General features: G+C 66.0%; 20 protein-coding genes. 15 read left to right on the top strand and 5 right to left on the bottom strand.

The window, feature by feature from the left end:
• Positions 1-138: 138 nt before the first annotated feature.
• Complete coding sequence (locus tag FMZ75_RS10435) at positions 139-993, top strand: GyrI-like domain-containing protein (RefSeq protein ID WP_108918259.1); 855 nt, start codon at positions 139-141, stop codon at positions 991-993.
• A 13-nt stretch (positions 994-1,006) separates the two neighbouring features.
• Here the strand turns inward: FMZ75_RS10435 and FMZ75_RS10430 are convergent, their stop codons facing one another.
• From FMZ75_RS10430 to FMZ75_RS10420, 3 genes are read right to left on the bottom strand one after another with little or no spacing between them, the layout of a single operon-like run.
• On the bottom strand, positions 1,007-1,474 hold the full coding sequence (locus FMZ75_RS10430) for a GNAT family N-acetyltransferase (protein ID WP_108918260.1): 468 nt from the start codon (positions 1,472-1,474) through the stop codon (positions 1,007-1,009).
• Between the two features lie 21 nt (positions 1,475-1,495).
• A complete protein-coding gene (locus FMZ75_RS10425; protein ID WP_166142658.1) occupies positions 1,496-2,545 on the bottom strand; it encodes an NADP(H)-dependent aldo-keto reductase in 1,050 nt (349 codons plus the stop codon).
• Between the two features lie 19 nt (positions 2,546-2,564).
• Positions 2,565-6,029: an acyl-[ACP]--phospholipid O-acyltransferase gene (locus FMZ75_RS10420; RefSeq protein ID WP_166142656.1), complete on the bottom strand. Its 3,465-nt coding sequence runs from the start codon at positions 6,027-6,029 to the stop codon at positions 2,565-2,567.
• 296 nt (positions 6,030-6,325) lie between these two features.
• On the opposite strand from FMZ75_RS10420, the gene FMZ75_RS10415 reads away from it, so the two are divergent.
• The 9 genes from FMZ75_RS10415 to FMZ75_RS10375 all read left to right on the top strand — a co-directional run bounded on the left by FMZ75_RS10415 (position 6,326) and on the right by FMZ75_RS10375 (position 13,883).
• Positions 6,326-6,979: a TetR/AcrR family transcriptional regulator gene (locus tag FMZ75_RS10415; protein WP_185966564.1), complete on the top strand. Its 654-nt coding sequence runs from the start codon at positions 6,326-6,328 to the stop codon at positions 6,977-6,979.
• 85 nt (positions 6,980-7,064) lie between these two features.
• Positions 7,065-7,805 (top strand): sulfite exporter TauE/SafE family protein, encoded by a 741-nt coding sequence (locus FMZ75_RS10410; RefSeq protein WP_142864081.1) that lies wholly within the window; start codon positions 7,065-7,067, stop codon positions 7,803-7,805.
• Positions 7,806-7,910: 105 nt separating this feature from the next.
• Positions 7,911-8,582, top strand: a complete 672-nt coding sequence (locus tag FMZ75_RS10405) for a hypothetical protein (protein WP_246659961.1) — start codon at positions 7,911-7,913, stop codon at positions 8,580-8,582.
• A 76-nt stretch (positions 8,583-8,658) separates the two neighbouring features.
• Complete coding sequence (locus tag FMZ75_RS10400; RefSeq protein WP_142864074.1) at positions 8,659-9,033, top strand: hypothetical protein; 375 nt, start codon at positions 8,659-8,661, stop codon at positions 9,031-9,033.
• Between the two features lie 113 nt (positions 9,034-9,146).
• Entirely contained in the window at positions 9,147-10,841 is a 1,695-nt protein-coding gene (locus FMZ75_RS10395; RefSeq protein ID WP_166142654.1) for a BON domain-containing protein, read from the top strand.
• A 27-nt stretch (positions 10,842-10,868) separates the two neighbouring features.
• Positions 10,869-11,669, top strand: a complete 801-nt coding sequence (locus tag FMZ75_RS10390) for a hypothetical protein (protein ID WP_166142652.1) — start codon at positions 10,869-10,871, stop codon at positions 11,667-11,669.
• Positions 11,666-12,451 carry a pentapeptide repeat-containing protein gene (locus FMZ75_RS10385; protein WP_166142650.1) on the top strand — a complete coding sequence of 262 codons (786 nt, stop codon included), beginning with the start codon at positions 11,666-11,668 and terminating at the stop codon, positions 12,449-12,451. The genes FMZ75_RS10390 and FMZ75_RS10385 overlap by 4 nt, the downstream gene beginning before the upstream one ends.
• Positions 12,452-12,537: 86 nt before the next feature.
• The gene (locus FMZ75_RS10380) at positions 12,538-13,464 is read left to right on the top strand and encodes an ROK family protein (protein ID WP_166142648.1); all 927 of its coding nucleotides are present in this window, start codon (positions 12,538-12,540) and stop codon (positions 13,462-13,464) included.
• Between the two features lie 50 nt (positions 13,465-13,514).
• Entirely contained in the window at positions 13,515-13,883 is a 369-nt protein-coding gene (locus FMZ75_RS10375) for a VOC family protein (RefSeq protein ID WP_166142646.1), read from the top strand.
• Between the two features lie 13 nt (positions 13,884-13,896).
• On the opposite strand, the gene FMZ75_RS10370 is transcribed toward FMZ75_RS10375, so the two are convergent.
• The gene (locus FMZ75_RS10370) at positions 13,897-14,196 is read right to left on the bottom strand and encodes a DUF1640 domain-containing protein (protein WP_142864747.1); all 300 of its coding nucleotides are present in this window, start codon (positions 14,194-14,196) and stop codon (positions 13,897-13,899) included.
• 73 nt (positions 14,197-14,269) lie between these two features.
• Positions 14,270-16,120 carry a M3 family oligoendopeptidase gene (locus FMZ75_RS10365; RefSeq protein WP_166142644.1) on the bottom strand — a complete coding sequence of 617 codons (1,851 nt, stop codon included), beginning with the start codon at positions 16,118-16,120 and terminating at the stop codon, positions 14,270-14,272.
• A 285-nt stretch (positions 16,121-16,405) separates the two neighbouring features.
• Between FMZ75_RS10365 and FMZ75_RS10360 the strand changes: the two genes are divergently transcribed.
• The 5 genes from FMZ75_RS10360 to FMZ75_RS10340 form a co-directional block, all read left to right on the top strand.
• Entirely contained in the window at positions 16,406-17,890 is a 1,485-nt protein-coding gene (locus tag FMZ75_RS10360) for a sigma-54 dependent transcriptional regulator (RefSeq protein WP_166142642.1), read from the top strand.
• A gap of 127 nt (positions 17,891-18,017) precedes the next feature.
• On the top strand, positions 18,018-18,500 hold the full coding sequence (locus tag FMZ75_RS10355; protein WP_108918271.1) for a glutathione peroxidase: 483 nt from the start codon (positions 18,018-18,020) through the stop codon (positions 18,498-18,500).
• A gap of 179 nt (positions 18,501-18,679) precedes the next feature.
• Positions 18,680-19,171: a glutathione peroxidase gene (locus FMZ75_RS10350; protein WP_142864750.1), complete on the top strand. Its 492-nt coding sequence runs from the start codon at positions 18,680-18,682 to the stop codon at positions 19,169-19,171.
• On the top strand, positions 19,168-19,458 hold the full coding sequence (locus FMZ75_RS10345; protein ID WP_142864751.1) for a hypothetical protein: 291 nt from the start codon (positions 19,168-19,170) through the stop codon (positions 19,456-19,458). The genes FMZ75_RS10350 and FMZ75_RS10345 overlap by 4 nt, the downstream gene beginning before the upstream one ends.
• Before the next feature lie 220 nt (positions 19,459-19,678).
• Positions 19,679-20,599: ATP-dependent metallopeptidase FtsH/Yme1/Tma family protein (locus FMZ75_RS10340; protein ID WP_166142640.1), on the top strand; the 921-nt coding region annotated here is incomplete at its 3' end.

Here is a 20,599-nt window from a genome sequence, read left to right as displayed (position 1 = left end):
TCTCGCTCGTCCCGGCCCGAGACGCGATCATCGCGACAAATGCGTTAATTCGACGGCCGTATGGATTTTCGCCCATAGAATGAAAATCAGCAATCTCTGCAATGCGTGCGGCGCGCCGCTCGTTTATTCGTGAAATCCATGAAGCAGACCACACGCAATGATTATGCGCGGCGCATCGCGCGCGTCACCGAGGCGATTTTTCGCGATCCCGCGCGAGCGCGCTCGCTGGAGGATTGGGCGGCGCTCGCCAATTTTTCGCCCTTTCATTTTCATCGCATCTATCGCGCCATGCAGGGCGAAAGCCTCGCCGACACGATTCGCCGCGCCCGTCTCACCCTCGCCGCGCGCGCGCTGGCGATGAGCGCGCGCAGCGTCACCGATATCGCATTGGAGGCGGGCTATGAGAATGCGCAGAGCTTCGCGCGCGCCTTTCGCGGCTTTGTCGCCGTGAGCCCTACGCAATTTCGCGCGACGCATCGCGCCGCCGCCGATTTCACTCTGCCTTCCCCCGTCGTCGTCACGAGAAAGGACGCAGCCATGAATGTCGAGATCGTCGAGCTGGCGCCGATCCGCGCGCATCTTCTCGAGCACAAGGGGCCGGTGGCGTCGATACCGGAGACATGGGCGGGCCTGTGGCGCTGGCATATGCAGGCGGGGCTCGCCGGGCGAGCGCTCTATCCCATCGGCGTCTGCTATGGCGACCCGGAAGAAGATTGCGGCTTTCGCTATTGCGCCGGCCTGGCCTTTCCAGATGGCGTCGCCGCCTCGGGCGAGGTGACGATCGCCGATATCGTCGGCGGGCGCTACGCCTCCTATCGGCATGTCGGCCCCTACAGCGGGATCGGCGCGGCCTTTCAGAAGCTCTATGGCGAGTGGCTGCCGACGAGCGGTCATGAGCCGGACGATCGCCCCGCGCTCGAGATCTATCGCAACACGCCCTATGACGCGCCGCCCGAAGGGCTGATCACCGATCTGCTCATTCCGGTGAAGTGATCGGCGCGCCGAATCATTTCGTCATGCGAAAGCGCAATATGCGGCTCTCGCCGACATCGAAAAACTGAATGCGCTTGCCGCCGGCGCGTTCGGCGGTCTTCGGCCAGAAGGCGCGGGCGGCGGCGTTGTCGCGATGGAAGGACAGCTCCCACCAGCCGACGCGCGTGTGAAACGCCTGCATCGCCGCCGCGCCGCCGCAGCCGCCGCGGCGCAGATGCGGCAGCACGTAGAATTCCGCTATGGAAGCTTCGACCGGGTAGCCGGAGATGGAGATGGCGTTGACGAGGGTGAAGCCGGCGGCGGCGCCATCGGCTTCGATCACATAAGGAGAGCGACGCGGCTCGCGCCAGTAGGAATCGAGAAAAGGATAATTGTCGGGCTCGTCATAGCCCCAAGGGCCGAGCTCGATGAGATAGCGCCGCAGCAGAGCGGCGATCTCTCGCTTTTCCTCGAGCGGCGCCAGCCGCAGTCTCACATCCATGGCCCGCTTTCCTCTTGCGCCTCACGGCGCGGGATTGCTGTGCAGCTGATGAATCTCGTCGATGCGCGCTTCGATTTCCGGCGTGATCGTCACCTCGACCGAATCCAGATCCTCCTGCAATTGCGCCATCGTCGTCGCGCCGATGATGTTGGAGGTCACGAAGGGACGCGAGGTGACGAAGGCGAGGGCGAGCTTCGCCGGCGAGACGCCGATCTCCTTCGCCAGCGCGAGATAGGCGTCGATCGCCTGCGTGACGCCGGGCTTCTCATAGCGCTGGCCGCGCTCGAACAGCGTCGTGCGCGCGCCGGCGGGACGCGCGCCATTTTGATATTTGCCGGTGAGATAGCCCTGCGCCAGCGGCGAATAGGCGAGCAGGCCGACATGCTCGCGCGTCGCGAATTCGGCGAGGCCGATCTCGAAAGTGCGATTGATGAGGTTGTAGGCGTTCTGGATCGAGACGACGCGCGGCCCATGGCCCTTCTCCGCCGCGCTCAGAAAGCGCGCGACGCCCCAGCTCGTCTCATTGGAGAGCGCGATATGGCGAATCTTGCCCGCCTTCACCAGATCGGCGAGCGCCTCCAGCGTTTCCTCTATGGGAATTTCGTCGACCTTCGGCGGCGCGCGATAAATGGTCCCGCCGGCGCCGAACAGCGGCAGCGGGCGATCCGGCCAATGCAGCTGATAGAGATCGACATAATCCGTCTGCAGGCGCTTCAGCGATCCGTCGATCGCATATTCTATGTTCTTGCGATCGAGCCTGGTTCCCTCGGCGTCGGGACGCAGATAGGGGCTCTCGCTGCGGCCCGAGACTTTCGTCGCCAATATCACTTTGTCGCGGTTCTTTCGCGCCGCGAGCCAGGAGCCGATGATGCGCTCGGTCGAGCCCTGCGTCTCGGCGCGCGGCGGGATGGAATAGATTTCCGCCGTGTCGATGAAATTGACGCCGCGATCGAGCGCATAGTCGAGCTGCGCATGTCCCTCGGCCTCGGTGTTCTGCTGGCCCCATGTCATCGTGCCGAGCATGATCGCCGACACGCTGAGATCAGTGCGGCCCAATTTGCGATAGTCCATTGCGTTACGACCTCTCGTCTCAGGCGTTCTGCGCCGGCGCATCGCCGACGATGCGGCCGAGGCCGTTCGGAATGCGTGGGCTGGGCAGAACATAGCGGTTGCGGTCGCGCACCATTGTGGCGACGCCTGCGAAATCGAGCTTGCCGGAGCCGAGCAGCGGCAATTTGTCGACGATCATGAATTCCGCCGGAACCATGAGCTCCGACGCGCCTTTCGATTTGGCGAAGGCGAGGAACTCGGGACGCGTCGCGTCCTTTTGCTGCGTCACCAGCACGATGCGCTCGCCCTTGCGCGGATCGAGCTCGCGCGCCGCCGCCGACAGCGAGTTGGGCCACAGCTCCGCGGCGAGCGTCTCCACGGCGGCGAGCGAGATCATCTCGCCGCCGATCTTGGCGAAGCGCTTGGCGCGGCCCTGAATTTTAATATAGCCCTGCGCATCGACGGTGACGATGTCGCCCGTGTCGTGCCAGCCTTGCGCCGGCGGCGCGAGCACGCCAGGATTGTCCGCCAAAAGATAGCCGAGCATCACATTGGGGCCGCGCACGAAGAGACGGCCGCCCTCGGCGACGCCGGGAACAGTCTCGAGGCGCAGCTCCATGCCCGGCAGCAGACGGCCGACGCTGCCGAAGCGGTTGAACATGGGCGTGTTGAGCGCCAGCGCCGGCGCCGTTTCGGTGACGCCATAGCCCTCGAGAATGCGAATGCCGAATTTCTCGAGATAGACCTCGCGCGTTCCCTGCTTCACCGGCTCGGCGCCGGCGATGACATAGCGCAGCGAGCGGAAGTCGTAAGAATGCGCGACGCGCGCATAGCCGTTGAGGAATGTGTCGGTGCCGAGCAGCACTGTGGCGTTGGCGTTGTAGACCAGCTCCGGCACGATCTTATAGTGCAGCGGCGAGGGGTAGAAATAGACCGGCACGCCGGAGACGATCGGCAGGATGAAGCCGACATTGAGGCCGAAGCAATGGAACACCGGCAGCACGCTGAACAATTTGTCGGTGCGGCCGAAGTCGATGCGCGCGGCGGCCTGGGCGGCGTTGGCGAGCAGATTCTTGTGCGAGAGCACGACGCCCTTCGGCGCGCCTTCAGAGCCTGACGTGAAGAGAATGGCCGCCGGATCGTCGGGGCTGCGCTTCTCCAGCGGGCGCTTGTGGCGCAGCAAAGCGGAGAGCTTGTCGGCGCGCGTGATCTCGCCGCGCACATCCTCGAGATAGACGATGCGGAACTCCTTATCGAGCGCGGCGATCAGCGCGTCGAGCTTGCCCTTTTCCACAAAGGCGCGCGAGGTCAGCAGCGTCGTCGCCTGCGCGGATTTGAGTCCCGAGGCGATGTTCGCCGCGCCGGCGGTGAAATTCACCATGGCCGCGACGCGCCCGGCGCCGACGACGGCGAAGACAGTGACGCCGGCGGCGTTGGAGTTGGGCAGCATGACGCCGAGCGCCTCGCCCGTCTGCGAGATGCGTTGCAGCTTGCGGCCCAGCGCATGGGCGCCGATCATGATGCGCTTATAGGTGAGCGCGCCGGCGATCGGGTCCTCTATCGCGACGCGGCCGGCGCCGTGCTCGCGCGCCGCGTCGACGAGCGCCTGATGCAGCGTGCGGTCGATGGGGCTGGTGCGGAAGACGAGATCGGACATGATCTCATAGAGCGCCGCGCCGGAGGCGATGCGCCGCGCCTTGCCGCGCAATGCGGGATCGACCTCGAGCCGCGTCGGCTCCAGCACGGTGAGCGTGAATTTGGGAAAGAAGCGGCGGCGCGCCTGCTCGCGGGTCAAACGCGAGAACATCGTCGCTTCCGGTCCCTCGATGCGCACCGGCACGACCCAGGCGCCCGATTTTTCCGCGATGAGTCCGGCGCCGTCATAGACCTTCATCAGGCTGCCGGTGACGGTGAGGCGTCCCTCCGGGAAGATGACAAGAGGATCGCCGTTGCGAACCGCATTGACCAGAGTGCGCGTGCCGAGCGGGCGCGTCGGATCGAGCGGAATGGCGCGCACATAGCGCAGGAAGGGCCGCACCCACCATTTCGTCGCGATCGTCGAGTCGATGGCGAAGACGGGGTCGACCGGCAGCACGCAGAGGATCGCCGCGGCGTCGAGGAAGCTCACATGATTGAGCGCGATGATCGGATTCTTGCCCGCCCTGGCGAAATTGCCGAAGCCTTTCACCTCGAGCCGATAGAAAGCGCGGAAGATGATCGACAGGGCGTCACGAAAAGGGGAGACGACGACCGCTTTGTAGATCCATATCGCGGCCAGCGCCATGAGGACGCCCATGCCGAGGAAGAGATCCGGCACGGAGACGCCTTTGCTCTGCAGCAACGCGACGGCGAAAGCGCCGCCGGCCATGAAGGCGGCGTTGAGCACATTCACCGCGGCGATGATGCGCGAGCGCTCTTGCGCCGGCGCAAAGGCCTGCAGCGCGGCGAAGCTCGGCACGATCATCAGCCCGCCGGCGATGGCGAGACAAGCGAGATCGATGGTCACGCGCCAAGCGCCGGAGAGCTCGAAGAATTCGGCGATCTCGAGCGGCGTCGTCGCCTCCCGCGGCGCGAGCGTCGCGAGAGTCCAGCCGAGATCGAGCGAGGCGCCGGCGATGATCGCCGCGCCGATCGCCGCCGGCAGCAGCACGATGCGTCGCGCCAGCAGGAAGGAGGCGAGGCCCGAGCCGACCGCAATGGCGATGGCGAAGACGGCGAGGAACAGAGTGACGACCAGCTCCGAGCCATGCATCACATGCGTCACCAGCGGCGCCAGCAGCGACATTGCGATGACGCCGACGAGCCAGAACAGGCTCGTCACCACGCCGACGCGCCACAGCCGCTTGTCCTTCCACAATTCGCGCAGCAGCACGGCGGTGGAGCGCAGAATATTGGGATCGATGCGAAGATCGGGCGCGGCGCGCTCAGTCGAGGGAATGAGCCGCGCGGCGCCCCAGGCCGCGGCGGCCGCGGCCATCACGCCGATGGTGGTGATGAGCGGCTCGCCGCCGCCATGCATGGCGAGGCCGCCGGCGATGGTGCCGGTGAGAATGGCGAGGAAGGTCGCGCCTTCCACCAGCGCATTGCCGGCCGGCAGTTCCTCCTGGCGCAGATGATCGGGAAGAATGCCGTATTTCACCGGGCCGAACAGCGCGCCGAGCACGCCGAAGGAGAACAGCGCGGCGAAGAGCACGGGAACGGAAGAGAGCGCGAAGCCGGCGACGGCGATCAGGGCCGCGCCCATCTCGACGAATTTGAGGCGACGCGCGACCAGCGCCTTGTCGTATTTGTCGGCGATCTGTCCGCCGAGCGCCGAGAGCACGAAATAGGGCGCGATGAAAATGGCGCCGGCCAGCGTGACGAGCGACTCGCCCTCATGCCCGCCGATTTTGAACAGAATGAGCAGAACGAGCGCATTCTTCAGGAAATTGTCGTTGAAGGCGGCGAAGAACTGGCACCAGAACAAAGGCGCGAAACGTTTGGTGAGGAGCAGATGATCGGACATGGGCAAATTCCGTCGGCGCGCGGCGAGAACGCTCTGTTTCGCCGATTCTGTTTAAGGATGGGTTGGTCGGCAGGCGTTGCGCGCCCGCACATACTACGCTGCGGGCGCGGCCCGCGGCGATGAGATTCTGGGGCTCGGACGGCCCCTCCCGCCCCCTCTCCCGCAGAGCGGGGTCGGGGGCGGGGCGCGAGCGCGCTCGCTGTCATCGAAAAGGCGGCTTGAACATTCGCGGCCTCCTGTTATGAACATCGTTCAGGCGCGACCATAGCACGATCTGAACAGCGCTCAAGAGAAAAATGAACGACGTTCAAAAAACCGGATCCGACTCTGCGGAGCGCCCCGGCGCCAAGACCTCCGCGCGCCGCGCCGATCTGCGCGCGCGGCTGGTGGCGGCGGGCCGCGCGGCCATAGCCGAGGGTGGGTTGCAGAATTTGAAGGCGCGCGATCTCGCCGCCGCCGCGGGCTGCGCCGTGGGCGCGATCTACAATGTGTTCGACGATCTCGACGATCTGATCCTGCGCATCGGCGCGGATACGCTCGCGCGTCTGGAGCAAGGCCTCGCCGCGCCGCCCGGCCCGGCGCCCGAGCCGGCGGAAGAGCTGCTGCGCCTTGCGTGCGGCTATCTCTCCTTCGCCCGCGCCAATAAGGCGCTGTGGCGGGCGTTGTTCGAGCACCGGCTCGCCGGCGGCCGCGCCGCGCCGGCCTGGTATCTCGAGGATCAGAGCCGGCTCTTCGCCCTGGTCGAGGCGCCGCTGGCGCGTCTGCTGCCGGACGAGCCGGCGTCCTCGCGCGCTCTGCTCGCCCGCACTTTGTTTTCCGCCGTGCATGGGGTCGTCTCGCTCGGCCTCGAGGAGAAGCTCGCGCCTATGCCGGAGGCGATATTGGAGGCCGAACTCGAGCGGCTGGTGCGCGCTTTTGCGGCCGGACTGACCTTGCCGCCGCCGGGGTGAGGCGCGGGTAGAGCGAGCTATGGCTTGCCTTCCAGAGCCCGAGCTGAAATATCGGATTTGGGAAGCTCGAGAGGCGCCGCCGGCCATGCTGCTGATTCTGCTCTTTTTCGTCGCAATGTGGGCGGGCGCGCAAAATGCGCTGGCCGGCGGCGGCTCCTTTCTCACTCTGCCGACGCTCATGCTCACCGGCATGGACGCGCGCGCCGCCAATGTCACATCCTGCGTCGCTCTGTTTCCCGCGCAGATCGCCACCGGCTGGACGGGGCGCGATCTGTCGCGCGGCGCCGCGGGCCTGTCTCTGCGCACGCTGTTCATCATCAGCATCGTCGGCGGGGCGGTGGGCGCGGTCATATTGCTGCTGACGCCGCCCGCCTTCTTCGCCAGGCTGGTGCCCTGGCTGGTGCTGTTCGCGACCGCGGTGTTCGCCTATGGCAGCTTTCTGCGCAAACCCGGCGAGGCGAATGCGCATCTTTCGCCGAGGGGCGCCATGGCGTCGCAATTTCTCATCTCGGTCTATGGCGGCTATTTCGGCGGCGGCATCGGCTTTCTGATGGTGGCGGCGCTGACCATGGCCGGGCAGAATGTGCGCATCGCCGCGGCGACGAAAAATGTGCTCGCCGCCGTGATGAACGCCTCCGCCGTGGCCATTTTCCTGTTCTCGCCGGATCTGCATCTCGCCCAGGCGCTCGTCACCTCGCTCGGCGCGACGATCGGCGGCGTCGTCGGCGCGCGCCTGCTGCATCACATTCCCGACAAATGGCTGCGCATCGTCGTGATCGTCATCGGCGCGCTCTTGACCCTGGGCCTGTTCCTGCGCGCGCCATGAGGCGATTGTCGAGGCCTTTTGTCGGCGCGGGTGGACGGCGGGCGGGGCCTCCTTATGTAACCGCATCGGCGAAGCGCCGCGCATAGGCCGCGGCGCGGAAAGTCGATGGAGGCCGAACTGTCCGACAATCGCATTCGAAGCGCCGCCGTGGCGGCCGCGACCCCATCCGCCGGCGAGGATTACGACAAGCTCGGGCGCGACGCGCTCGTCTCGCTTTTGCGCAGCGTCATCGAGCAGCGCGACGACGTGCTCTCCAAATATGAGGCGATGGCGTTCCAGGTCGACGAATCGACGCATGAGATCGACGACGCCCAGCTCGAGGCGAAGCGCAATGCGCAAAAGGCCGAGGGCGACGCGCGCAAGGCGCAGGAGGCCGAAAAACGCGCCGCCGATCTGCAGCGCCTTCTCGATGACGAGCGCCGCGCCAAGGCGACGCTCGCGGGAGACTTCGCGCGCTATCGCGACAAGGTGACGAGCACGCCGGTGGACGAGCCCTGGAGCCAGCTCTGGCGCGCGATCTCGCAGATCGCGCGGGACGCCGTCGCCTGGGCGCGGGCCAAGATTCCGGCGGACAGCCAATTCCTGCCCTGGTTCGACAAGGGCGTCGATTTCATTGTGGCGACCGGCCGACTGCTGCGCGAATGGAGCCTCGCGCTCTATGATTGGGCGCGTCCGCGCACGCTCGAATTCTACGCATGGGGCAAGCCGCGCGCGATCGATCTGTGGAAAAGGCTGAAAACCGAGATCGAACGGCGAATGGGCCCGGCCAAATCGTAAAAATCCGCGGCCGATGGGCGCTCGCGAAGCGCGAACATGGCTGGAAATGCCCGAGCCAATGCGTTAGATTCGCGGCATGTACGCTCGCTGCGCGGTCATCGCGTCCCTCTTCCTCGCCGTCTTCGGACCCGCGTCCGAGGCGCAGGCGGCCGCCGCGCGCGGCTCCGTGCTCGCCTGTCGCGATCAAGCCGACATCAAGCGCGCCTTTCGTCCGGCCTCGGACAAGGCGGCCAAGGACGACCCCGCCTTTTTCCGCGGCAGGCTGCAGTCCGGCCACTGCGTGCAGCTGATGCGCGATCAAAAGGTTGACGTCGATCAGCGCGACGGGTCGCTGTGGTGCGTGCGTCCCTCCGGCGCGCTGGATTGCTTCTGGACGCTCGATCGGGCGATCGATCTCTACCCCGCGCCGCCGCCTCGGCCGGGCGAGCAGCCACCCAGAAAAAAAGGCTGAATCGGCCTCCTGCGGCGCGGCAACGCGCTTCCCTCGAGTTGGTCTGCGGCCGCTCGACTGGTAGAACTGTGCCCGTTACGTAATGATTCTCGCCCCAGGGAGCGACGGAAGCCATGATCCAGCCTAGGAAATGGTGGGTCGGCCTGCCCGTGCTGGCCATTTTGTTCACGATCGTCGCGACGTCCGACGTCGAGAAGATCGAAAAGGATCTGGGTGATCGCGTCCGCGCGGCGCTCGACAAATCCCCCGGCGCGATCGAAGGCGCGCGCGTCGCCGTGGACGGACGCGACGTGAGGCTGTCGGGCGTCGTCCTCTCGCCTGCCGCCGTCGCGCAGGCCGTCCGAACCGTCGAATTGCAGGAGGGCGTGCGCGCCGTCTCCGACGCCACGACGCCGCCGCCTTCGGCGCAGCCTTTCGCCTTCTCGCTCGAGCGCAAGGGCAAGACGCTCGCGCTCTCCGGCAATGCGCCGGTTCCGGGCGAGCGCGCGCCGGTTCGCGCCGCCGCCGCCGGCAAGGGGCTCGAGCTTTCCGATTCCTCGGTCTCGGCGCTGGGCGCGCCGAAAAATTACGCCGCCCTCGCCTCCTATTGCGTCGCGCTGCTCGATGCGATCGGCGACGGCAGAGTGTTGGTCAGCGACGCCGCCCTCGCGGTGACCGGCTCGGCCGCCAGCTTCGACGGCTATGACCGCGCCGCGGCCGCGCTGAGAGAGCCGCCGGAAGGCGTTTCGGTGAAGGCGGCGGAGATCGCGCCGCCGCGCGTCTCCCCCTTCGTCTGGAGCGCCGCCAAATCGGGAGAGGCGGTTTCGCTCTTCGGCTATGCGCCGAGCGAAAAGACGCGCGAGACTCTCGTCGCCGAGGCCGCCGGGCTCGGCGCGGCGAGCGATCAGACGCGCGTCGCCGGCGGCGCCCCCGGCGATTTCGCCGTGGCGGCGAGCGCCGCGCTGCGCGCGCTCGACCAGCTCGCGAGCGGCAAGGCTTCGATAAGCGATGGCGTCGTCTCCATCGAAGGCGCCGGCAAGACCAATATCGCCGCTCCGGCCGTGGAGGCGAGCCTGCGCTCCGCTTTGCCCAAGAGCTTTCGCCTCGGCGAAGTGTCGGTGGCCGCGGGGGCGATCTCGCCTTTCGTCTTCACCGCGCGCAAGCAGGAGGACAAGCTCTCGCTCGCCGGCTATGCGCCGGACGCCGCCGCCCGCGCCCGGATCGTCCAGCAGGCCGAGCGCGATTTCGGCGCGGTGGACGACGGACTCGCCATAGCCGACGGCGCGCCGAAGGGATTCGCCGAGGCGGCGAGCGCCGCTCTGCGCGCATTGTCGCGGCTCGACATCGGCGTCGCGGCGCTCTCCGACCGCAGTCTGGCGTTCGAGGGCGCGGCCTATAACGTCAAGGCGCAATTCGACATTCGCGCCCGGCTCTCCCGCGAGTTGCCGGAAGGCTATGAGAACGCCGCGCGGCTCGGCCTCGCGACGACGACAGACGAGATTCCGCCGACGCGGCTCTACGCCGCTCTGTCGGAGACCGCGGCCAAAGGACTCTCCTTCGGCGCGGACAATCGGATCGCGGAGACATCCTTGCCGGTGATCGACGCGCTCGCCTTCGTGCTGCTGCGCAGCCCGGGCGCTGCGGTCGATATCGTCGGGCGTTTTTCGGGCGCGGTCTCGCAGGCGGAGGACGAGGCCATCGGCCTGCGTCGCGCCGAAGCCGTGCGCAACTATCTGATCGAGGCGGGCGTCGAAGCGGCGCGACTCTCCGCCTCCGGCGCCGCCGCGGCCGATGGGAACGGCCGTCGCATCGAATTCTCGATCCGGTGATCCGGGGCTTTCGAGGGGAGAACGCCCATGCTCTATCTGCTCGCCGTCTCCACCGAGTGGCTCGCCGCCGCGCTCGCTCTGGGGCTCGTCGTCGGCTTCCTCACCACGACGAAGGTGAAAGGCGCGACATTCGACGGCCATGGCGTCGTCGTCGCTTCGGCCTTTGTTCTGGCCGCCGGTTTTTTCGTCGCCAATCTACAGACCATTCCGGGCCGCAACGGCCTGCTCTTGGAATTGGGCCTGCTGCTCGCGACGGCCTATCTGATCGGCCTGCCTTTCGGCGGCGGCGTGAGGCTGCTGTTCGGGACCGCCGCGCCCGAGGCGGGCGCCAAAAAGACAGCGCCTCAGGTCGCGCTTCGCGGAGCCGCCGAGCTGGTCGAGGACAAGACCTCTCCTTCTCCTTCTCCTTCTCCTTCTCCTTCTCCTTCTCCTTCTCTTGCTCCCGCTCCCGTCGCCGCTCCGCTCGCCGCCGCGCCCATCGTCGCGGCAAAGCCGGCCGCGCCTGCCGCCGCCGAGCCGCGTCGGCGCGTGGCCGCGCGCCCGGCGGAGAGCGAGAAAAAAGCGCCCGGCCAGCGGCCCGAAGGTCTCTCCGAGCCGCGCGGCGGCCGCGCCGACGATCTCACCAAGATCAAGGGGCTCGGGCCCAAGAGCGTCGAGAAGCTGCATGGACTCGGCGTCTATCATTTCGATCAGATCGCCGGCTGGTCCTCCGAGAATGTCGCCTGGATCGGCGCGACGCTGGCGGTTCCCGGCCGTCCCGAGCGCGGCCGCTGGGTGGCGCAGGCCAAGGAACTCGCCGCCGCGACGGAACGGGCGCAGGCCGAATGAGAGTCGCGCATCTTCTCGGAGCCTCGCTCCTGCTCTGCGTCGTTTCGGCGGAGGCGCCGGCGCAGGACATGCTGCGCAATGTCGATCTCGCCCAGCCCGCCTATTCGCAATCCGAGTTCACGCGCGCCGACATAGAGGCGCGACTCGCGGCGACGAAGCCGGGCGAGACGCTCGATCTCTCCATGCGCAGCCTCAACGGGCTCGATCTCTCCGGCCTCGATCTCTCCGGCGTCAATTTGCGCGCGGCGCGGCTGGTGAAGGCGCGGCTCGCCGGGGCCAGACTCGACGGCGCCATTCTCGATCAGGCATGGCTGCTCGAGGCCGATCTCTCCGGTGCCAGCCTGCGCGGCGCGCATGTCTTCGCGACGCAGCTGCAGCGCGCCCGCGCCGAGGGCGCGGATTTCTCCAAGAGCCGCCTCGCCGCCGATCTCACGGGCGCCGATCTGCGCGGCGCCTTGTTCCGCGGCGCGGACATGTCGGCGGATATGAAAAACCAGTCGATGGGGCTGATGCGCGCCGTTCTGCGCTCCGCCAAGCTCGACGGCGCGCATTTCGACGGCGCCGATCTCTCGCGCGCCGACATGCGCTATGCGCGGGCGCCGGGCGCGATCTTCGACAAGGCCTCGCTGAAGGATGTCGACGCCGCCGGCGCGGATTTCACCGGCGCGCGCTTCGAGGGAGTCTCGGCCGAGGGCCTGTCGCTCGATTCCGTGCGGATCGACCGAGGCGCGGCCGCGACGCTGAAAGGCGCGGTGGATTTGGATCGCGCCTATCTGCAATAGGGCATTTTCGGCGTTGGGAAACGCGTCGAAACCTCTAGGGGCGGGGGCTGCCCGATCGCGCCGCCGCCATAGATGAACGAAGGGCGATGATGAGAGAACCCTTCCGCATCGGCGTCGATCTCGGCGGCACCAAGACAGAGGCGATCGCCATGGGTCCCATGGGCGAGACGCTGGCGCGGGGGCGCGCGCCGACGCCCGCCCATGATTACGCCGCCGTTCTGGCGACCATCGGCGGCCTCGTGCTCGAGCTCGAACGCGAGATCGGTGGGCGCGGCAGCGTCGGCGTCGGCACGCCGGGCGTGATCTCGCCGCGCACCGGCCTCGTGAAGAACTCCAACACCACAGGGCTCAACGGCAAGCCGCTGGACAAGGATCTCGAGGCTCTGCTGGGGCGTCCCGTGCGGCTCGAGAACGACGCCAATTGCTTCGCCCTGTCTGAGGCGGTGGACGGCGCCGGGGCAGGCGCGCGCAGCGTTTTCGGCGTGATATTGGGAACGGGCGTCGGCGGCGGCATCGTCGTGGACGGCAAGGTTCTGCAGGGTGTCAACAAGGTGGCGGGCGAATGGGGCCATACGCCTCTGCCCTGGATGACGCCGGCCGAATTTCCGGGGCGCCTCTGCTATTGCGGCCATCATGGCTGCGTGGAGACCTTTCTCTCCGGCCCGGCGCTCGCCTTCGACTACAGCCAGCGCAGCGGCGCCGAGGCGAGCGGCGAGGAGATCGCCGCCCGCGCCGCGGCGGGCGAGGCGGCGGCGCGCCATGCACTGGAAGTCTATCGCGACCGCCTGTCGCGCGCGCTGGCGGCAATCGTCAATCTGCTCGATCCGGATGTCATCGTGCTCGGCGGCGGCGTGTCCAATATCGATTTTATCTATGAGGGCCTGCGCGATCTGGTCGAGAAGCAGGCGTTCTCGGATGCGATCGACACCCGCATATTGCGCAATGTGCACGGCGACTCGGGCGGCGTGCGCGGCGCGGCTTGGCTGTGGGGCGGGCCGGATCACGGGAGCTGATGCGCTTTTCCTGATATGATGAGCGACGTTCCGTTTCTAGGGAGCCGTTCATGTCGAATTTGCGAACGATCGAATTGAAGGCCTTCGTCCCGGCGAAGGATTACGAGCTTTCCAAGCGCTTCTATCGGGATTTGGGCTTCACGCTCGCCTCGGACGGCGACGGCGTCGCCTATTTTTATCACGAGAATGTGAGCTTCCTGCTGCAGAATTTCTACGTGAAGGAATTCGCCGAGAATCTAATGATGCATCTGCTCGTCGAGGATGTCGACGCCTGGAAGGCGAAGGTCGACGAGAGCGGGATCGCCGCGCGCTATGGCGTCGCGGTCTCGGAGGTGCAGCGCCAGCCTTGGCGCATGCGCGATTTCACATTGGTCGATCCTTCGGGGGTGCTGTGGCGGATAGGGCAGAATGTGGAGTGAGGGGGCTCGCCCTTCAGCGCGTGAATTTCATCGCGGCGAACAGGAAGCCGCCGAGGGCGAGTTGGGTCACAATCAGCCAGCGGAGAATATCGACCTTCAAATCGGCGGCCGTGGTCGCGATTTTTGTTTCGAGCTTCTGCTCCGAGGCCCGCAGCTCCATCTGAAGAGCCGCCAAATCGGCTTTGGTGGTGAACTCCTGGCTCGTCGCCTCGGCGAAAGCCTCCGCCGCGGCTTTCGCTTGAGCGTGCGAAAAGCCGCCGGACTCGAGTTTCTCGACGAATTTCAGCGTATCGAATGTGATAGCGGCGCTCATGAGCCTAAGATAGATCGAAGCGCGTCGGAAGAAAAGGCGCCGATCAGCCAGCAGTAGAGCTCCCGCAGGCGCGCTACCCCTCCATCGCCTCCAGCTCTGCGATGAGCCCCTCGATCATCTCGAGCCCTATTCCCCAAAAGGCGGGATCGCGCGCATCGAGGCCGAAGGGGGCGAGCAGCTCATTATAGGGCTTGGCGCCGCCCGCCTCGAGCAGGCCGAAATAGCGCTCGGCGAAACCCGTCTCCGCCTTTTGATAGACGCCATAGAGCGAGTTCACGAGACAATCGCCGAAGGCGTAGGCGTAGACATAGAAGGGCGAATGCACGAAATGCGGAATATAGGCCCAGAAGGATTCGTAGCCTTCGCCGAGCCGAATGGCCGGGCCGAGACTGTCGCTCTGCACGCTCATCCACAGCTCGCAGAGCTTGTCGGCGGTCAGCTCGCCATTCTTGCGCTCGGTGTGGACCTTGCGCTCGAAGGAATAGAAGGCGATCTGCCGTACGACAGTGTTGAGCATGTCCTCCACTTTGGCGGCGAGCAGCGCGCGCTTCTTCTCGATGTCGGTCGTTTGCGCCAATAGCGAGCGGAAGGTCAGCATCTCGCCGAAGACGGAGGCCGTCTCGGCCAGCGTCAGCGGCGTCGGCGCCATCAGAGCGCCTTGTCGCGACGCCAGCACCTGATGCACGCCATGGCCGAGCTCATGGGCCAGCGTCATCACATCGCGCGTCTTGCCTTGGAAATTGACCAGTACATAAGGATGCACGGAGGGCACGGTCGGATGCGCGAAGGCGCCCGGCGCCTTGCCCGGCCGCACCGGCGCGTCGATCCAACTCTTGTCGAAGAAGCGCGAGGCGATCTCCGCCATTTGCGGCGCGAAGCCGCTATAGGCGGTGAGAACGATGTCGCGCGCCTCGTCCCAGCTGTAATTATGCGAAGGCACGGAGGGCAGCGGCGCGTTGCGATCCCAATAATCCAGCGCCTCCTTGCCGAACCATTTGGCCTTGAGCTTGTAGTAGCGATGCGAGAGCCGCGGATGCGCGGCTGTGACGCTCGTGACCAGCGCGTCCACCACCTCCGGCTCGACTCTGTTGGAGAGATGGCGCGAGTCGGCGACGTCTTTGAAGCCGCGCCAACGATCGCCGATCTCCTTGTCCTTGGCGAGCGTGTTGGTGACGAGCGCGAAGGTGCGCAGATTGGCTTTCAGCGTCGCGCCGACGGCGAGCGCGGCTTCGCGCCGCACTTCCTCGCGCGTATCCTGCATGAGATTGAGCGCAGGCTCGATCGTCAGCTCCTTGCCGCCGATCGAAAAGCGCAGCGCGGCGATGGTCTCGTCGAAAAGTCGGTTCCAGGCGGCGCGGCCGGTGGCGGATTTCTCGTGGAAGAGACGCTCCAGCTCGTCGGAGAGCTCATAGGGCTTCTCCATCCGAATATCTTCGAGCCAGGGTTTCCAATGCGCGAGCGGCGCCGTCGCCGCGGCGGCGTCGAGAAGAGCGTCGTCGATACGGTTCAGCTCGAGCTGGAAGAACAGCAATTGCGTGGAGATTTCGGTGATCTTGTCCTGAATGTCGCCATAGAATTTGCCGCGCGCCGGATCGGTGGTGTCGCCGGCGTAGACCAATCCCGCATAGGACATGATTCGGCCCAACAGGTCCTGTAGCGCCTCATAGCGCCGCACGGCCTCGCCGAGCGTCTCGCTCGCCGCCGCGCCGCTCGCCATCTCGCTCAGGCGGCCGCGAAGCTCGGCTGCGAAGGCCGAGGCCTCCTTCTCCGCCGCCGCAATGTCGGCGGCCAGCGCCGGCGAATCGGGCGCGGCATAGAGATCGGCGAGATTCCATTCGGGGAGCGCGGGGCCGGGGCCGCCGGCCTCGGCCTCGGAGACGGCGTCGCGAAGAGGGGCTTGGACGCGGGCGTGAAGATGCGGCATGGTTCGAACCGGGAGTTGAGGATGACGGGCGCTTCGCCGAATATCGGGCACGGGACGGAAAAAATGCAAGTCGCAGGCCGCCGAGACGCTGGCCGCACAGGAGCTTTTCTCGTCCCCGGCGTTCGGATTCCTCCCAACGGCGAGGCTCACGTTAACGACGCCTTTACCCTGATCTCCGAGCATGGCCGGAAGGTGGCGTCGTCCACGTCCTCTATTGCACGCCGCGGATCCGCGCGATCCGCCCGAGCCCACGCCGCGCAGGCCTAAGAAATTTCAAGAGGATCAATGACTTCTACGATTCTGATCGCCGACGACGATCCGGTTCAGCGCCGTTTGCTCGAGGCTTCGGCGCGGCGCTTCGGTTATGAGGTGGAGACTGTCGATGGCGGCGAGCAGGCGCTGGCGCGGCTGACGCAGAATGGCGCGACGCCGGTCGATCTGCTGATTCTCGATCTCGTCATGCCCGATCTCGACGGCATGGGCGTGCTGACGCGCCTGCGCGACCTCAAGATCGACGTGCCCGTCATCGTGCAGACCGCCAATGGCTCCATAGAGACGGTGATCTCGGCGATGCGCGCCGGCGCGCATGATTTCGTCGTGAAGCCGGTCGGCGCCGAGCGCTTGCAGGTCTCCATCAAGAATGCGCTGTCGGCAGACGCCCTCGCCGGGGAGCTGCGCCGCGTCAATCGCCGCAGGGACGGCGCGCTGACTTTCCGCGATTTGGTCTCGCGCAGCGAGGAGATGGCGCGCGTCATTCGCCTCGGCGAGCGCGCCGCCCATTCCAATATTCCGGTGCTGATCGAGGGCGAGTCGGGCGTCGGCAAGGAGATCGTCGCGCGCGCCATTCAGGGCGGCTCGGATCGCCGCGGCAAGCCCTTCGTCACCGTCAATTGCGGGGCGCTGCCGGCCAATCTCGTCGAATCCATCCTCTTCGGCCATGAGAAGGGCGCCTTCACCGGCGCGACCGAGAAGCACTCGGGCAAATTCCTCGAGGCCAATGGCGGCACGCTCTTCCTGGACGAGATCGGCGAATTGCCGCTCGAGACGCAGGTGAAGCTGCTGCGCGCCTTGCAGGAGGGGGAGATCGACCCCGTCGGCGCCAAGCGCCCGGTGCGCGTCGACATTCGCCTCATTTCGGCGACGAATCAAAATCTGATCGAGCAGGTGAAGCGTGGCCAGTTCCGCGAGGATCTGTTCTACCGGCTCAATGTCTTCCCCATCACCATTCCGCCGCTGCGCGCGCGCCGCGACGATATCGGCGATCTGGCGCGCCGTTTCGCCATCCGCTTCGCTGCGGAGGAGAACAAGCGCCTGCGCGGCATATCGCATGAGGCGACGACGCTGCTGGCGAGCTATGATTGGCCGGGCAATGTCCGACAGCTCGAGAACGCGGTCTTCCGCGCCGTGGTGCTGGCCGATGGCGACGAGCTGACGGTCAATGAGTTCCCGCAGATCGCCGCCCATGTGGAGGGTTTCTCCGCCCGTGTGCCGCCGGTTCCGGCGCCGGCCGCGCCCGGAGCCGCGCCGGAGCGGGAGATCGTGCGCGTCGAGATTCGCGATCCCAATGTGATGGCGCTGCTCGGACCGCATGGCGACATGCGCCGTCTCGAGGAGCTCGAGGCCGAGGTCATCAAATTCGCCCTCGTCCATTATCGCGGCCAAATGTCCGAGATTGCGCGTCGTCTGGGCATAGGCCGCTCGACGCTCTACCGCAAAATGAAGGAGTACGGGCTCGGCGAGGAGATGGACGAGAATGTCGACGCCGCTTGATGAGGCGAAGGCGCCGCGAATTTAGGCGTTTGCCGGCTTGCCCAAAAAAGCGCGCGCGGCCATTCTGCGCGCCAGAACGCGCCGCGCGCTCTCGGGCGCCGCGCGAGGAACGGAGACCTTCTCAGTCATGTCCGAGCTCTATGATATCGAAGCGCGCACGATCGACGGCGAAACCGTCAAGATCGGCGACTACGCCGGCAAGGTGATCCTGATCGTCAATGTGGCGAGCAGATGCGGCTTCACGCTGCAATACAACGGCCTCGAGGCGATCTGGAACGAGAACCGCGACAAGGGTTTCGTCATTCTCGGCTTCCCCTGCAATCAGTTCAGCAATCAGGAGCCGGGAACGGACGAGGAGATCAAGACCTTCTGCTCCACCCGCTTCATCGTGACCTTCCCGCTGTTCAGCAAGATCGAGGTGAATGGCGACAATCAGCATCCGCTCTACAAGCTGCTGAAGGAGAAGGACCCGGGTCCGGCGGAAGACGTGAAGTGGAACTTCACCAAATTCCTCATCGACCGGAAGGGCAATGTGGTGAAGCGCTTCCAGGCGACCAACACGCCGCGCCAGATGGAGCCCGACATTCAGGCCCTGCTCGCCGAGGCGTGAGGAAAAAGCGTCCGTCCTAGCCCCCCGGTAGTGGGCAAAGCCGGCGGGCGCCGTGACGAAATCGCGACTCTGCGCCATATTGGTCGAGCAGCTCCGCCGATCCGCCGCCGAGGCGGCCGGATCGCAGAGAAGCTCGCGCGCCCCGATCGAGGCGACATCGTCGAGAGGTCGCCTCGACCATGAATCGCGTCTATGAATTCGAAGCGCGCCGCCTCGATGGCGAGAGCGTGAGCCTTTCCGATTGGGCGGGGAAGGTTCTGCTCATCGTCAATGTGGCCAGCAAATGCGGCTTCACCCCGCAATATGAGGGGCTCGAGGCGCTGTGGCGGGCCTATCGCGACCGCGGTTTCGCCGTGCTCGGCTTTCCCTGCGATCAATTCGGCCATCAGGAGCCCGGCGACGAAGCCGCCATCGGGGCCTTCTGCTCGACGCGCTATGACGTCACCTTTCCGCTCTTCGCCAAGATCGAGGTGAATGGCGGGAACGCCCATCCGCTCTATCGTTTTCTGAAATCGCAGGCGCCCGGCCTTTTGGGCACGCAGGCGATCAAATGGAATTTCACCAAATTTCTCGTCGATCGACAGGGCCGCGTCGAGAAGCGCTATGCGCCGACCGTCGAGCCGCAGGCGATCGCGGCGGATATAGAAAAACATCTTGCGGAGGCTCCGTGACAATCGCGATCGACATTGCGCGCCGCGACGGCGCGCCCAAATCCCTCTCCTTCGACGTCGTGCTGCGCGATGCGCGCAGCAAATCGCGCCATCGCGTGACCATGTCGCGCGAACTGGCCGAGCGCTTGGGCGGCGGCGTTTCCACCGCCGAGCAATGTCTCACCGCCGCCTTTCGCTTCCTGCTCGACCGCGAGCCGAAGGAGCAGATCCTCCCGCAATTCGACGTGAGCGTGATTTCGCTCTATTTTCCAGAATTCGAGCGTGAATTGCCGAAATATCTGGGGTGAGCGGGCTTGCGACTTTTTGTCTCGGGCGAGGCCGCGGGCTTTCCTCGCCGCGCCGCCGCACGGCCGAGCTAATGGTCTTTGCGCATGAGCGCCGCGCATGGCGCATGACTGCATTTAATTTGGCGACCGGCGGATGCTGGCGTAAGGTCATAAAAGCGACACGCGCCGTCGACGCGGGCAAGACGTCCCGCGGCGGCTGACGGTCCGTCGGAGGTCGTCGATGAAACTGAATTACAAGCCCTTCATGATATTCGCGATCGTCGCGCTGCTCGCCGTCGCCCTGGCCATGCTGTTCGATCAGCGCAACCAGCGCTCGGCCGGACGCGACATCAACTTCAGCGAATTGCTGGCGCAGATCGAGCTCGGCCGCGTACATGACGTGACCATCGCCGGCAATGAGATCAGTGGGCATTTCGCCGATAACCGCTCCTTCACCACCTATGCGCCCAATGATCCGACGCTGGTGCAGCGGCTGACCGCCAAAAATGTCGCCATCAGCGCGCGTCCCTCGAGCGAGGGCGGCGGCTGGTGGATGACGCTGTTCCTCAATGCGCTGCCGCTCATCGCCTTTCTCGGCGTGTGGATTTTTCTCGCCCGCCAGATGCAGGGCGGCGCCGGCGGTAGAGCGCTCGGCTTCGGCAAGTCCAAGGCCAAGCTGCTGACGGAAACGCAGGGCCGCGTGACCTTCGAGGATGTCGCCGGCGTCGACGAGGCCAAGGAAGACCTCCAGGAGATCGTCGAATTCCTGCGTGATCCGCAGAAATTCCAGCGTCTCGGCGGACGCATTCCGCGCGGCGTGCTGCTCGTCGGCCCGCCCGGCACCGGCAAGACGCTTCTCGCCCGCGCCATCGCCGGCGAAGCGAACGTCCCCTTCTTCACCATTTCGGGCTCGGACTTCGTCGAAATGTTCGTCGGCGTCGGCGCGAGCCGCGTGCGCGACATGTTCGAGCAGGCCAAGAAAAACGCGCCCTGCATCATCTTCGTCGACGAGATCGACGCTGTGGGTCGTCACCGCGGCGCCGGGCTCGGCGGCGGCAATGACGAGCGCGAGCAGACGCTGAACCAGCTGCTCGTCGAGATGGACGGCTTCGAGGCCAATGAGGGCATCATCCTCATCGCCGCCACCAACCGCCCCGACGTG

Source organism: Methylosinus sp. RM1 (genome assembly GCF_011378635.1).
Classification (GTDB): domain Bacteria; phylum Pseudomonadota; class Alphaproteobacteria; order Rhizobiales; family Beijerinckiaceae; genus Methylosinus; species Methylosinus sporium.
This window is presented reverse-complemented; position numbering and strand designations above follow the sequence as displayed.

Excerpts from the sequence above, each read along its gene's own strand:
- FMZ75_RS10355 (WP_108918271.1), top strand. The coding sequence starts at position 18,018 with ATGTCCGAGCTCTATGATATCGAAGCGCGCACGATCGACGGCGAAACC.
- FMZ75_RS10420 (WP_166142656.1), bottom strand. The coding sequence starts at position 6,029 with ATGTCCGATCATCTGCTCCTCACCAAACGTTTCGCGCCTTTGTTCTGG.
- FMZ75_RS10435 (WP_108918259.1), top strand. The coding sequence starts at position 139 with ATGAAGCAGACCACACGCAATGATTATGCGCGGCGCATCGCGCGCGTC.
- FMZ75_RS10400 (WP_142864074.1), top strand. The coding sequence starts at position 8,659 with ATGTACGCTCGCTGCGCGGTCATCGCGTCCCTCTTCCTCGCCGTCTTC.
- FMZ75_RS10415 (WP_185966564.1), top strand. The coding sequence starts at position 6,326 with ATGAACGACGTTCAAAAAACCGGATCCGACTCTGCGGAGCGCCCCGGC.
- FMZ75_RS10360 (WP_166142642.1), top strand. The coding sequence starts at position 16,406 with ATGACTTCTACGATTCTGATCGCCGACGACGATCCGGTTCAGCGCCGT.
- FMZ75_RS10395 (WP_166142654.1), top strand. The coding sequence starts at position 9,147 with ATGATCCAGCCTAGGAAATGGTGGGTCGGCCTGCCCGTGCTGGCCATT.
- FMZ75_RS10370 (WP_142864747.1), bottom strand. The coding sequence starts at position 14,196 with ATGAGCGCCGCTATCACATTCGATACGCTGAAATTCGTCGAGAAACTC.
- FMZ75_RS10385 (WP_166142650.1), top strand. The coding sequence starts at position 11,666 with ATGAGAGTCGCGCATCTTCTCGGAGCCTCGCTCCTGCTCTGCGTCGTT.
- FMZ75_RS10405 (WP_246659961.1), top strand. The coding sequence starts at position 7,911 with ATGGAGGCCGAACTGTCCGACAATCGCATTCGAAGCGCCGCCGTGGCG.
- FMZ75_RS10390 (WP_166142652.1), top strand. The coding sequence starts at position 10,869 with ATGCTCTATCTGCTCGCCGTCTCCACCGAGTGGCTCGCCGCCGCGCTC.
- FMZ75_RS10410 (WP_142864081.1), top strand. The coding sequence starts at position 7,065 with ATGCTGCTGATTCTGCTCTTTTTCGTCGCAATGTGGGCGGGCGCGCAA.
- FMZ75_RS10375 (WP_166142646.1), top strand. The coding sequence starts at position 13,515 with ATGTCGAATTTGCGAACGATCGAATTGAAGGCCTTCGTCCCGGCGAAG.
- FMZ75_RS10350 (WP_142864750.1), top strand. The coding sequence starts at position 18,680 with ATGAATCGCGTCTATGAATTCGAAGCGCGCCGCCTCGATGGCGAGAGC.
- FMZ75_RS10365 (WP_166142644.1), bottom strand. The coding sequence starts at position 16,120 with ATGCCGCATCTTCACGCCCGCGTCCAAGCCCCTCTTCGCGACGCCGTC.
- FMZ75_RS10425 (WP_166142658.1), bottom strand. The coding sequence starts at position 2,545 with ATGGACTATCGCAAATTGGGCCGCACTGATCTCAGCGTGTCGGCGATC.
- FMZ75_RS10380 (WP_166142648.1), top strand. The coding sequence starts at position 12,538 with ATGATGAGAGAACCCTTCCGCATCGGCGTCGATCTCGGCGGCACCAAG.
- FMZ75_RS10430 (WP_108918260.1), bottom strand. The coding sequence starts at position 1,474 with ATGGATGTGAGACTGCGGCTGGCGCCGCTCGAGGAAAAGCGAGAGATC.